We start from the raw sequence: 13,142 nt of genomic DNA on the forward strand, positions 1-13,142 counted from the left end.
ATGGCAGATACCAAGGAAACCATCCTGGCCGTGCGCGGCCTCAAGGTGAACTTCTCGACGCCCGACGGCACGGTCGAAGCGGTCAAGGGCATCGATCTCGATGTCCGCACCGGCGAAACGCTTGCGGTCGTCGGCGAGTCCGGCTCCGGCAAAAGCCAGACGATGATGGGCATCATGGGCCTGCTCGCCAAGAACGGCACCGTGACCGGCTCGGCAAGCTATCGTGGGCAGGAACTCGTCGGACTGCCGCCGAAGGCGCTGAACCAGGTCCGCGGCGCGAAGGTCACCATGATCTTCCAGGAGCCGATGACCTCGCTCGATCCGCTTTATCCGATCGGTCGCCAGATCGCCGAGCCGATCGTCCACCATCGCGGCGGCACGTTCAAGCAGGCGCGGGCGCGCGTGCTCGAACTGCTCGAACTCGTCGGCATCCCTGAGCCGGGGCGTCGCATCGACAACTATCCGCACGAGCTTTCGGGCGGCCAGCGCCAGCGCGTTATGATCGCCATGGCGCTCGCCAACGATCCGGATCTGTTGATCGCCGACGAACCAACGACGGCACTCGACGTCACGATCCAGGCGCAGATCCTCGATCTCCTGAAGTCGCTGCAGAAGCGCTTCGGCATGGCGATCGTGCTGATCACCCACGACCTCGGCATCGTCAAGCACTTCGCCGACCGTGTGGCCGTGATGCGTCGCGGTGAAGTGGTCGAGAGGGGTACGACGGCCGATATCTTCGAGCGGCCGCAGGCCGACTACACGAAGATGCTGCTAGCCGCCGAGCCGAGTGGCCGCAAGGCGTCTCCGCCCGACAGCGCGCCGATCATCCTTGAAGGGCGCGACGTCTGTGTCGACTACCAGATCGGTGGCGGCCTCTTTAGGGGCGGGAAGTCTGTCTTCCGCGCGGTGGACAGCGTCAGCCTGCGCCTGAAGGAAGGGCAGACGATCGGTGTCGTCGGCGAGTCCGGTTCCGGCAAGTCGACGCTCGGTCGTGCGCTTCTGAGGCTCTTGCCGAGCAGCGGTCACTATCGCTTTGGAACGACGGATATTTCCGGCTACGACCGCGGTCAGATGCGGCCGTTGCGGCGCACCCTTCAACTCGTCTTCCAGGATCCCTACGGCTCGCTTTCGCCTCGCCGTACCGTCGGCGAGATTATCACCGAAGGTCTGCATGTGCATGAGCCTGAGCTCAGCCGCGCCGACCGTGACCGTCGTGCATCGGAAGCGTTGAAGGAAGTGGGGCTCGATCCTGCGTCCCGCAACCGTTACCCGCACGAGTTTTCGGGTGGCCAGCGCCAGCGTATCGCCATAGCCCGCGCCATGATCCTGAAGCCGAAGGTCGTCATTCTCGACGAACCGACCTCGGCGCTCGACCGCTCGGTTCAGGGGCAGGTGATCGAACTTCTGCGCGACCTGCAGCGTTCGCATGGTCTCTCCTACATCTTCATCAGCCACGATCTCTCCGTGGTGAAGGCGATGTCGGACTACGTGATCGTCATGAAGAACGGCAAGATCGTCGAGGAAGGCGAGACCGACGCGATCTTCGAGGCGCCGAAGCAGCCCTATACCAAGACGCTGATCGGTGCTGCCTTCAACGTCTGAACAGGCCTGCTTTAAAACTTTGGCGGGGACGCGAGCGATCGCGTCCCCGTTTTCGTTGCCTGCGCAGGTGGGCGTTTATGGATGTCACACGCGTGTGGCTTTCTTGCCTTTGCCGCACATTGAGGATGAGCCTGGCTTTTGTGACCTGCCGTATGGTTCAGTACGGCGGTCGCTCCCAGCGACACGTTGCTGATCTGTCGCCGCATGATGGAGCGGATCAGAGATTCAAGGAGAGACCGGTCAATGCTTCATCATATCGAGATCTATGTTTCGAACCTCGATGCCTCCCATGCATTCTGGATGTCCCTTCTCGCGCTGGTCGGATACGACGAAAGCGGTCGTTGGGATGGCGGCTTCTCGCTTGCCCATGGCGAGGATGCCTACCTGACATTCGTGCAGGTCAGTGAGAAGCATGCCTCTCGCGACTACCACCGCTGCGGGGTCGGTCTCAATCATCTGGCATTTCGGGTGAAGGACCGGGAAACGGTCGACCGGCTGAGGGCGTATTGCCGGGAAAACGGCGTTTCCTGCCTCTACGATGATCGATACCCGTTCGCGAACGGCGGAAGCGACTATTATGCGCTGTTCGTGGAAGATCCGGATCGCATCAAGGTCGAATTCGTGGCAGCCCCGACCGCCGAGTAGCGCCGACGCTTTGAGGCCAGAACTCGGCGCGGCAGTTCGAATTGCAGATCGCGCGTCCCAGGCTGAAGTGTCCGGCAGTCAGTCGGCTCAGAGCTCGCCGTCGGCGGAAAAATCCGCGGCGACAAGTTTCTTGTCGAGACCGAACTTCTGCATCTTCTCGTAAAGCGTCTTGCGCGAGATGCCGAGCGATTCATAGACCGGTTTCAGCGCCCCGCCATGCGCGGCGATGGCGCTGGCGATGAGACCTTTTTCATAGGCGGCCACCTTGTCGGCGAGACGGTTGCCGTTTTCCGATCTTGCGGTGTCGTCGGGAGCGGCGTCGAGCCCCAGCACCAGACGCTCGGCGGCGTTGCGCAGCTCGCGCACATTGCCCGGCCAGTCGCGCTCGGCGATTTCCGCCAGCATGGTTTGGGAGACCTCCACCTCATCGCGGCCGTAGCGTGCCGCCGACTCTCTGACGAGTTGCAGGAACAGCAGCGGGATGTCGGCCCGGCGTTGCGCAAGCGATGGGACCCGAAGGGTCGCGACGTTGAGGCGGTAGAGGAGGTCAGCGCGGAAACGCCCGGCAGCGACTTCCTTTTCGAGATCGACCTTGCTGGTGGCGATGAAGCGAACGTCGAGCGGCACCTGCTCGTTCGATCCGAGCCGGGTGATCACGCGCTCCTGCAGCACGCGCAGGAATTTCGCCTGCAGATCGAAGGGCATCGAGCCGATCTCGTCGAGCAGGATCGTGCCGCCGCGGCCGTGCTCGAACTTGCCGTAGCGCGGGCGGATGGCGCCGGGAAAGGCTCCCGGCTCATGGCCGAAGAGCTCGCTTTCGATCAGGTTTTCCGGCAGTGCGGCGCAGTTGATGGCGATGAACGGGCTGTTGGCGCGGGTGCTGAGATCATGCAGCGTGCGGGCCAGAACCTCCTTGCCGACACCCGTGTCGCCGATGATCAAAGTATCGGCGTCGGCCGCCCCGAGGGCGCGGATGCGGTAGCGCAGGTCGACCATGACCTGGCTCCGGCCGGGCAGTCGCTGTTCGATGTCGTCGCGCTTGCCCGCGACGGCCTTCAGCCGGCGGTTCTCAAGAACCAGCGCGCGCCAGTCCAGCGCCCGGCGGATCGTGCCGGCGAGCATCTGTGCGGCAAACGGCTTCTCGACGAAATCGTAGGCGCCTTCGCGCATGGCGCGAACGGCGAGCTGCACGTCGCCATGGCCGGTGATGAGGATGACCGGAACCTCCGCGTCGATCTCGCGAATGCGCTGCAGGAGCGTCATGCCGTCCATGCCGGGCATGCGGATATCGCTGATGACGACGCCGGCGAAGCTGTAGCTGATGAATTCGAGCGCGTGTTCGGCCGCCGAAAAGGCGTCGACGCGGAAACCGGCGAGCTCCAGCGCCTGTGCGCTCGAATGGCGCACATCCTCTTCGTCGTCGACGAGCAGGATCCGGCTCTCGATCATTCGGCAGCCTCCCGGGCATTTCTGTTGTCGGCGGCGAGTTCGATGCGGAACTCGGCGCCTCCTTCCGCAAGGTTAGTGGCGACAAGGCTTCCACCGAAATCCTTGATAATGTTATAGGAAATCGAAAGGCCAAGGCCCAGCCCCTTGCCGACACCCTTTGTGGAAAAGAACGGGTCGAAGATGCGCTCGGCGATCGCCGGCGCAATGCCGGGGCCGCGGTCGCTGACGGTCAGGATCACCTTGTGATCTTCCTGTCGTGCGCAAAGGCGAATGGTGCGATCGTCGAGGCCCTCGACGGCATCGGCGGCATTGGAGATGATGTTGACGAGCACCTGCTGCAGGCGGACCGAGCCAGCGCGGACGACGAGCGGTTTTTCGCCGAGGTCGATGTCGATGGTTGCCGCCGCCGCCTTCAGTCGAACCGATACGATCTCCATCGTATCGCGCACCACCTCTTCGACCGGAACTGGCCCGAGTTTTTCGTTCGGTTTGCGGGCGAAGTTGCGCAGGTGCTTGCTGATTGCCGCCATGCGGTCGACAAGCCCGGAGATGCGGCGGATGTTGTCGGTCGCCTCGTCCGACCGACCGCGCTCGATCAGCAGCGCGGCACTGTCGGCATAGGTCTTGGCGGCGGCAAGCGGCTGGTTGAATTCGTGCGAGAGGGCGGCGGACATCTGCCCGAGCCCTGCCAGCTTCCCGGCCTGGATCAGATCGGCCTGCGTCCGGCGCAACTGCTTTTCCGTCAGCCGCCGCTCGGCGATCTCTTCCTCGATCTGGGCGTTGACGCGGGCGAGGTCGGCGGTGCGTTCGTCGACCCGGCGTTCCAGTTCTACCTGCGCTTCGGCCTGCATGGAGATGCGTTCGTTAAGCCGCGCCCGCCGCTGGAGGATAATGGCGACGCCAAGGCCGGCAAGGCAGAGCAGAAGCAGGGCGGCGATGACGGTCGTTAAGGCCTGTGTTCGCACCGACGCCGTATCGACAAGGACATTCACCGTCCAGTCGGCATCGGGCATCTGCCGCGAAAGCATCAGATATTCGCGGCTCGAGTTCCCGGTCGAGACCGCGAGGAAATGGTGGTCGGACGAGAAGCGCTCCGACACGGGAAGGGCGCGCACGGTCGCGTCGGCATAACGCCTGGAGGCTTCGGTTCGTGCCAGCCGTTCCGATGTCAGCGGCACGATCGAAGCGTAGAGCCACTCCGGATCGCCGGACATGAAGATAATACCTTCCGGGTCGGAGACGAAGATCTTGTATTCGCCGCCCTGCCAGGAGGCTTCGATGCGCTCGACATCGACCTTGAACACCATGACGCCGCGGATCTCGTTTCCGACCCGGATCGGCGAACCGAAAAAATAGCCGCGTTTCAACGAGGTGGTTCCGAGCGCATAGAACCGTGACTGCTGCCCGCGAAGCGCTTCCTGGAAATAGGGCCTGTAACTGAAGTTCTGCCCGATGAAACTGGTCGGCCCGTCATAGTTGCTGGCCGCGATTGTATTGCCGTCCGGCATGATCACGTAGATGTCCGAGGACTGCAAAAGACCGTTGATGTCCTTGAGATAGGTGTTGACGGCCTCGCGCAGCCGCCGGTCCCGCGGGCGGGTGACGAGTTCGCGGACATCCTCGTGATCGGCGATCAGCGCCGGCAGCGCCTGGTAGCGATTGAGATGGCCGTCGAGCGCGGTGACGGCGAGGCGAAGTGCCGTGGTCGCCTGAGCACCTGCCTCGCGCAAGTAGCTGTCGGTCGTGACCGCATAGCCTTTCCATGCCAGCATCGCTGCAAGCAGCGGCAACAGCAGGAATGCAAGGACCAAGCGATGTTTCACAGATATCCGCGCCCCTCCTCGCGTCGTTGCAGTCAATGACCGCCAGTCGATCTTAAGCATCGGCGCGAGGGGTCACAAGCCGTCGTCGGAGTTTGCGCCTGTTGACGAATTCTGAGCGTTGTCAATGAATTGTTGACAATGCGTTTGGTCGCGGCTGTCTTCCGCTGGCGAGCGGATAGGCGCATCTAAGACCCAACGGAGCGCCCGGTGGCGCCGGAGAGAAAGGATCACGGCAATGCTCAATCAGATCAAGGGTCTGCATCACGTTACCTCGATGGCGGACGATGCGCGCGAGAACAATCGGTTCTTCACCAAGTCGCTCGGCCTGCGCCGGGTCAAGAAGACGGTCAACTTCGACTCGCCGGATGTCTATCACCTTTATTATGGCGACGAAGCCGGAACACCTGGCACGGTCATGACCTACTTCCCGTTCCCGCAGATGCCGCGCGGCCGCGCCGGCACCGGTGAAGTCGGGACAACCGTCTTCTCCGTACCTCAGGGCTCGCTCGGCTTTTGGAAAGCCCGGCTGGCCACGCTCGGGGTCACCGGCCTCAAGGATGAAGAAACCTTCGGCGAAAAGCGCCTGAACTTTGCCGGCCCGGACGGTGATGGCTTTGCGCTTGTCGAGGTCAAGGATGATCGACGCACGCCCTGGACGGAAGGCGGCATTTCGGCGGACCACGCGATCCGCGGTTTCCATTCCGCAGCCCTGCGTCTGCGCGATGAAGGTGCAACTGCTGAGCTTCTGAAGTTCATGGGCTACGAAGAACTCGACCGCAAGGATAGCGTCACGCGTCTGATCGTGCCCGGTGGCGGCGATGCCAGCGTCATCGACCTCGAGACGATGCCGAACATCGGCCGCGCGTCCCAGGGCGCCGGCTCGGTACACCACATCGCCTTCGCCGTCGAGAACCGCGAAAAGCAGCTCGAGGTGCGCAAGGCGCTGATGGATACGGGCTATCAGGTGACGCCGGTCATCGACCGCGATTACTTCTGGGCGATCTATTTCCGCACGCCCGGCGGCGTGCTGTTCGAGATCGCCACCAACGAGCCGGGCTTCGACCGGGACGAGGATCTCGCCCATCTCGGCGAGGCGCTGAAACTGCCGCAGCAGCACAAGCACCTGCGTCCAATCCTCGAGAGCCACCTGCAGAAGATCGACGATTAAGGCCGTGAAAATCAGGAGCCCGTATGGTCACGGGCTCCGGCAATCGGTGGTCATCTCGGTTGAGAGGACGGCTCCAACCCTTTGAAATCAAGCAATTCCAACCTCGAATTGCGCCAGGAGATTGAAATGGTAGATCATGGCTATGTTCACAAGCTGAAGGCCGGTAAGCCCGGCCAGCCGATATTCTTCGTGCTCCACGGGACCGGCGGCGACGAGAACCAGTTCTTCACGTTCGCATCCGAACTTCTGCCGGATGCGACAGTCGTTTCGCCGCGTGGCGACGTCTCCGAGTATGGGGCAGCGCGCTTCTTCAAGCGCACGGGCGAGGGCGTCTACGACATGGCCGACCTTGCTCGCGCGACCGAGAAGATGGCGGGCTTCGTCAAGGCGCTGGCTGCGGAGCATCAGGCTTCACAGGTGATCGGCCTTGGTTATTCCAACGGCGCGAACATCCTCGCCAACGTCCTGATCGAAGACGGCGTGTTCGACAGGGCGGTGCTGATGCACCCCCTGATCCCGTTCCACCCGAAGGCCAATGTTGGGCTCAAGGGGCGGGAGGTTCTGATCACCGCCGGCGAGCGCGACCCCATCTGCCCGGCACCGCTGACGCAGGCCCTGGCGGACTATTTCAAGGGGCAGGGTGCAGCAATCGAGACCGAGTGGCATTCGGGCGGACATGACATCCGCCAGAACGAGATCACGGCGATCTCCCGGTTCCTGAAGGGCTGATCATTCCAGGCGGCGACGGAAGAGCCAGGAGGCGGCCGAGAGAGTGACGATGGCGATCAGGAACAACGGGATCGTCTGTCGCGCCACCTCGGCCGCCGGGATGTCCTTGAGGAACACGCCCTTCACGATGACGAGGAAATAGCGCAGCGGATTGACATAGGTGATCGGCTGCAGCCAGGCCGGCATGTTCTCGATCGGCGTCGCGAACCCCGACAGCAGCATCGCCGGCACCATGAACAGGAACGCGCCGAGGATCGCCTGCTGCTGCGTCATCGATAGGGCCGAAATGAACAGGCCGAGACCGACGACCGAGGCGAGGTAGAACACCGCGCTGCCATAGAGCAGCAAGAGCGAGCCGCGCAGCGGCACGCCGAAGATGAAGACGGCCGCCAGAATATAGATGGTGATGTGAAAGAGCCCGATCATCATCGGCGGGATAAGTTTGCCGATCAGGATTTCATGGGTTCGAAGCGGCGAGACCATGAGTTGGTCGAACGTCCCGAGTTCACGCTCGCGCGCGATCGACAGGGCGGTCACGATCAGGCCGATCAAGAGCGCGATGCTGGCGACGAGGTTCGGGACCATGAACCATTGATAGGTGAGGTTCGGATTGAACCAGTTGCGGGCGACGACGGTGACGGCGTCGGCCGCCATGCGCTTGCCCGCCGGAGTCTCGGCGGCGAGCGTGCCGACGATGCGGCCGAGATAGCCGGAGACGATCTGCGACGCATTGGAGCGACGACCGTCGAGGATGACCTGCACCTCCGCCGCCCGCCCGGCCTCGATGTCGCGCGAGAAGGTGGGGCCGATCTCGACCGCGGCAATGACCGTCTGGGTGTCAATCGCCAGGCGCACCTCGTCGGGACTGTTGGTGAAGCGGATGCTGCGGAAGGTCGGCGAGCCCTGGATCTCCTGGACGAGGTCCTGGCTCCAGTGACCGTTGTCACGGTTCAGTACCAGAACGTCGACATTCGTCACCTCGAGCGTCGCGGCATAGGAAAACACCAGGAGCTGCAGGATCGGCGGCACGATCAGAACGGTGCGGCCCTTGGGGTCGCGCAGCACCGCCAGCAGTTCCTTGACGATCAGCGCTCTAAGCCTTGTCCACCACATCTCAGCCGATCCTCTTGCGGGTGCTGCGGGCGGCAAGCGCGAAGAACACGCTGCCAATCAGGAGCATGGCGGCAATGGCCTTGCCGAACATCGGCCAGATGTCGCCGGCCAGAAACACTGTCTGCAGGCTCGGGATCAGATAGCGCGCCGGCACGATGAAAGTGATCCATTGGATAACCGTCGGCATCGAATTGATCTCGAAGAGAAAACCCGAGAGCAGGAAGGCTGGGAGAAACGCCGAGATCAGCGCGAGCTGCGAGGCGAGGAACTGGTTTTTGGTCGCCGCCGAAATCAACAGGCCCTGGCCGAGCGCCGGCATCAGGAAGGTTGCCGAGAGCGCATAGAGTGCCGCAACCGAGCCGCGAAAAGGAACGCCGAAGAGGAAGACGGCGAGCAGCACGCAGAGCGTCATCGAGGTGAGACCGAGGATGAAGTAGGGCAGCAGCTTGCCCGCCAAAAGCTCCGCCGCCGAGACGGGTGTGGCCATCATAGCCTCCATGGTGCCGCGCTCCCATTCGCGGGCGACGACGAGGGAGGTGAGCAGCGTGCCGACTAGCGTCATGACGATGGCGATCGAGCCGGGCACCAGGAAGTTTCGGCTGGTCAGTTCCGGATTGAACCAGAAGCGCTGCTCGGCCGAGATCGCCGGCGACTGGCCGCCACCGTCGTTGAGGCGTTGCCGCTCCCAGTTGGCAACGGTCGCCTGCGCGTAGTTTTGAACGAAGTTCGCGGTGTTGGGATCGGAGCCATCGACGAGCACCTGCAGGGCGGGGTGCCGCCCGGCCGCGTAGTCTGCCATGAAGCTCTTGGGGATTACGACGATGCCGCGCACCCGGCCAAGCACCAGGTCTTCCTCGAACTCGCGGCGGTCGCGACCGACCGCCACCGTGAAATAACGCGAGGCCTGAAATCCCGCGGCAAGGTCACGTGTCAGCGGCGCCTCTTCTTCGATGACGAGGCCGATACGGGTTTGCGTGGTATCGAGCGAAACGCCGTAGCCGAAGAGAAACAGAAGGATCAGCGGCAGCACGAAGGCGATCAGGATGCTGCTCGGATCGCGAACGATCTGGTAGCTTTCCTTGCGCACCAGTGCGGCAAAGCGTCTGGCGCGGGACGCTCGGCTTTCGAGATTGGACGGTTGCGTGCTCATGCCGCCTCCTTCTCCTCCGACCCCTGGACGAGGGCGATGAAGGCGTCCTCCATCGTCGGATCCGGCAGCTCGTCGCTGGCGACCTGCGCCTTCAACTCGTCTGGTGAACCGAGCGCGATCGACCGGCCGCGATAGATGAGCGAAATGCGGTCGCAATATTCGGCCTCGTCCATGAAGTGGGTGGTGACGAGCACCGTCACGCCCTTCTCGACAAGGCCGTTGATGTGGGTCCAGAATTCACGCCGGGTGATGGGGTCGACGCCGGAGGTCGGCTCATCCAGAAACAGCGCTTCTGGTTCGTGCAGCACGGCGCAGGCGAGCGCCAGCCGCTGCTTGAGGCCGAGCGGCAGATCCTTCGCCGACATGTCGAGCAGGCGGGCGAAGCCGAAGATTTCCGTCATCAATTGGATGCGGTCGCGCTTGCGCGCGCCCGAAAGCCCGTAGACGCCGGCAAAGAAGCTGAGGTTCTGGGCGACGCTCAAGTCGCCGTAGAGCGAGAACTTCTGCGCCATGTAGCCGAGCCGGTTGCGCGCCTCGGCGGCATCGCGGCGCAGGTCGAAACCGGCGACGCGACCTTCGCCGGCCGTGGGCTTCAAGAGCCCGCACAGCATCTTGAAGGTCGTGGATTTGCCGGCGCCGTTCGGACCGAGAAGCCCGAAGATCTGGCCGCGCGGTATGTCGAAGGTGATCGCGTCGGCGGCGGTGAAATCGCCGAAGCGTTTCGTCAGGCCATGCGCCTCGATGACGGGCTTGGCGTTCCCGATGGCAAAGGGCGTCTGGGTTTCTGCGAGTTTCGAGCGGCCACCGGGGCCGCCGCCGAGCATATCGATGAAGGCATCCTCGAAACGCGACGTGGTGGTCGCCATCTCCGGCGCAGCCGAACCGTCGTCGGGGCCTCTTGGCATGGTCCCGGGCTTCATCACCAGGCGGATCGCTTCGCCCTGGATGACGCCGTCGACGACGTTTTCGTCGTCGAGATAGCGGGCGAGCTTCTGGCGGCGCCCTTGGGTAATACCGGAAACCTTGTAGACGCGGTCGGCGACCCTTGCGGTCAATTCGACGGGGCTGCCGGTAAACAACAGCTTGCCCTCGTTTAAAAGCAGAACGCTGTCACAGGCCTCAGCTTCATCGAGATAGGCTGTCGACCAGACGACGCCGATGCCTTCCTTGGTCAGGTTCTCGACCATCTTCCAGAGATCGCGGCGCGAGATCGGGTCGACGCCGACGCCCGGTTCGTCGAGAAGCAGCAGCCTCGGCTTGCGCAGAAGTGCGCAGGCAAGGCCGAGCTTCTGTTTCATGCCACCTGAAAGCTTGCCGGCAAGCCTTGTGGTGAAGCGCCTGAGATCAGTGAATTCGAGCAGTTCGTCAAAGGTCGCCGTGCGTTCGCCGAGCGGCAGGCCGCGCAGATCGGCGTAGAGATTGAGGTTTTCCTGAACCGAAAGATCCTCGTAGAGACCAAAGCGTTGCGGCATGTAGCCGATCGCGGCCTGGATATCGGCGGCGTTCGCCACCGTATCGAAACCGAGAACCTCGACCTTGCCTTCTTCCGGCACCATCAGCCCGGTCATCAGCCGGATCAGCGTGGTCTTTCCCGCACCATCCGGACCGACGAGCCCGGTGATGCGCCCGCCGAGGATCTCGCCGTTGATGTGGTCGAGCGCCGGTGGCGCGTCGCCGAAACGCTTGACCACATCCGCGATGCGAACGAACGGTGCGCCGTCGGTCATTGCGTACCCTCGGGCTTCTCCGGCAGATGCACGGTCACCGGCATGCCCTGGCGGAGATCGGGGCCGGGCTTGTCGACCACGATGCGCAGGCGGTAGACGAGATCGGTGCGCAGTTCCGGCGTTTCCACCGACTTGGGCGTGAATTCGGCGACCGGCGAAATGAAACCGACCGTCGCCTTGTAGGGGCGGTCAGGGACGCCGTCGGACGTAACCTCGACGGTCATGCCGGGATGCACGCGACCAAGGTCCGGTTCCGCCACGTAGGCCCGGACCCATACAGGCTCGTTCAGCGAGATCACATAGACCGTGTCGGAGGGCGCGACGATGGCGCCGCTCTCGCGCACCCGCGAGAGGACCGTACCGGCGCTTGGGGCGAACAGCCGGGTATCGGCGAGTGACGTCCGGGCGCTCTCGAGCTTGGCCTCGGCTGCAAGCACCTGGGCCTGAGCCGCCTCGATGTCCTCGATCCTGCTTCCTTCTTCGAGCAGTGCCAGCGCCTCGCGGGCAGAGGTGGCGCGCGCAGCGGCCGCCGCCCTGGTGGCGTTCGCCTCGTCGAGGTTGGCCTGGGAAATGGTGCCGTTCGGGCGCAGCTGTCGGGCACGCTCAAAGGCGAGGTTGGCGTTTTCGAGATCGGCGAGGCGTTCTTCATGGGTCGCGCGTGCCTGGGCGATTTCGGTCGGGCGTGCGCCAGCCTTCAGCTTTGCAAGGTTGGCCTTGAGCGCGCCGAGATCGGCCTGCGCCGCGGCGACCGCCTGCTCGAACGGGATGGCGTCCAGCGTCGCCAGGACGTCGCCGGGCTTGACCGTGTCGCCCTCATCCACGGCAAGGCTTGCGATGCGGCCGTTGACGCGAAAGCCGAGCGAAACCTGGCGGATGTCGACATTGCCGTAGAGCACCGAAGTCTGCTCCGTGCCGATCCAGCCGAGCCGCCGAGGGAACTCGAACCACCAGGCACCGGCTGCGGCGCCGGCAGCCAAAATCAGCGCTATTGCTGGCCTGTTCATGACCGGTCCTCCTTCCCGCTGCCGAGCGTCGCGACCAGTTCGGCCGCGTGACGCCGCAAGATGTCGAGCTCGTCGGGGCCGACGGCCTGCCAGCTCATTTGCCGGAGCACCGCCGCATGCGCCATGCGGAAGACGAGAATGCTTCCGACAAAGGAGAGCGTCCGCAGCCGCACATGCTCCGATGCTGGCGGCTCGCCGAGAATAGTGGCAACGAGCCGGCCGGCCATGCCGATCATCGGGCCCATGACGTTGGCGTAGACCCGTTCGAAGGTCTCTGTCGGCTCCATCTGTTCGCGGATGATGAAGCGCGCCCAGCTCTCGGACTGCCGGCTGACGAAGAGGGCGATCATGCGCTGGACCACCTGGGTCAAAAGATCCCGTGCTTCCCCGGGCGACATCCGCTCGCCCTCGCCATCGAGACGGGCAAGACGTTCGAGGATCGTAGTTCTCAGTTCGCCGACATGTCCGATGATGATCGACGAAAGATGTTCGGCTGCGGCGATGTAGAGACCTTCCTTGCCGCCGAAATAGTAGGGGATTGCCTGGAGGTTGACGCCAGCCGTTTCGGCAAGCATGCGGGTGGTGGCGCCGTCAAAGCCGTAGCGGCCGAAGACGTCGATGGAGCTGGTCAGCAGCTTCTCGCGGGTGGCGTCTCCGCGGTCTTGCTTCATTGGACGGGGTGAGGTTTGTCTTTTCATCATACGCTGAAATTACATCATTCCATTGATTAAG

General features: G+C 63.4%; 11 protein-coding genes. 4 read left to right on the forward strand and 7 right to left on the reverse strand.

The features are described from left to right. Both XB14_RS23280 and XB14_RS23285 read left to right on the forward strand, forming a co-directional pair. A complete protein-coding gene (locus tag XB14_RS23280; protein WP_077964581.1) occupies window positions 1-1,602 on the forward strand; it encodes an ABC transporter ATP-binding protein in 1,602 nt (533 codons plus the stop codon). Between the two features lie 243 nt (window positions 1,603-1,845). After that, entirely contained in the window at window positions 1,846-2,247 is a 402-nt protein-coding gene (locus tag XB14_RS23285; RefSeq protein ID WP_077964582.1) for a VOC family protein, read from the forward strand. Between the two features lie 87 nt (window positions 2,248-2,334). Here XB14_RS23285 and XB14_RS23290 read toward each other — a convergent pair whose 3' ends face one another. After that, the gene (locus XB14_RS23290; RefSeq protein WP_077964584.1) at window positions 2,335-3,696 is read right to left on the reverse strand and encodes a sigma-54-dependent transcriptional regulator; all 1,362 of its coding nucleotides are present in this window, start codon (window positions 3,694-3,696) and stop codon (window positions 2,335-2,337) included. Next, window positions 3,693-5,519: a sensor histidine kinase gene (locus tag XB14_RS23295; RefSeq protein ID WP_077964585.1), complete on the reverse strand. Its 1,827-nt coding sequence runs from the start codon at window positions 5,517-5,519 to the stop codon at window positions 3,693-3,695. Before XB14_RS23295 ends, XB14_RS23290 begins: the two co-directional genes overlap by 4 nt. Before the next feature lie 235 nt (window positions 5,520-5,754). On the opposite strand from XB14_RS23295, the gene XB14_RS23300 reads away from it, so the two are divergent. Further along, window positions 5,755-6,687, forward strand: a complete 933-nt coding sequence (locus XB14_RS23300) for a VOC family protein (RefSeq protein ID WP_077964586.1) — start codon at window positions 5,755-5,757, stop codon at window positions 6,685-6,687. 126 nt (window positions 6,688-6,813) lie between these two features. Beyond that, window positions 6,814-7,416 carry an alpha/beta hydrolase gene (locus XB14_RS23305; RefSeq protein WP_077964587.1) on the forward strand — a complete coding sequence of 201 codons (603 nt, stop codon included), beginning with the start codon at window positions 6,814-6,816 and terminating at the stop codon, window positions 7,414-7,416. On the opposite strand, the gene XB14_RS23310 is transcribed toward XB14_RS23305, so the two are convergent. From XB14_RS23310 to XB14_RS23330, 5 genes are read right to left on the reverse strand one after another with little or no spacing between them, the layout of a single operon-like run. Next, entirely contained in the window at window positions 7,417-8,529 is a 1,113-nt protein-coding gene (locus XB14_RS23310; RefSeq protein ID WP_077964588.1) for an ABC transporter permease, read from the reverse strand. A 1-nt stretch (window position 8,530) separates the two neighbouring features. Next, window positions 8,531-9,679, reverse strand: a complete 1,149-nt coding sequence (locus tag XB14_RS23315; protein ID WP_077964590.1) for an ABC transporter permease — start codon at window positions 9,677-9,679, stop codon at window positions 8,531-8,533. Then, on the reverse strand, window positions 9,676-11,406 hold the full coding sequence (locus XB14_RS23320) for an ATP-binding cassette domain-containing protein (protein WP_077964592.1): 1,731 nt from the start codon (window positions 11,404-11,406) through the stop codon (window positions 9,676-9,678). The genes XB14_RS23315 and XB14_RS23320 overlap by 4 nt, the downstream gene beginning before the upstream one ends. Further along, window positions 11,403-12,410 (reverse strand): secretion protein HlyD, encoded by a 1,008-nt coding sequence (gene hlyD, locus XB14_RS23325; protein WP_077964594.1) that lies wholly within the window; start codon window positions 12,408-12,410, stop codon window positions 11,403-11,405. Before hlyD ends, XB14_RS23320 begins: the two co-directional genes overlap by 4 nt. Then, on the reverse strand, window positions 12,407-13,111 hold the full coding sequence (locus XB14_RS23330) for a CerR family C-terminal domain-containing protein (RefSeq protein ID WP_077964596.1): 705 nt from the start codon (window positions 13,109-13,111) through the stop codon (window positions 12,407-12,409). Before XB14_RS23330 ends, hlyD begins: the two co-directional genes overlap by 4 nt. Window positions 13,112-13,142: the final 31 nt, after the last annotated feature.

Origin of the sequence: Ensifer adhaerens, assembly GCF_002007205.1 — a bacterium.
GTDB lineage: Bacteria > Pseudomonadota > Alphaproteobacteria > Rhizobiales > Rhizobiaceae > Ensifer > Ensifer adhaerens_D.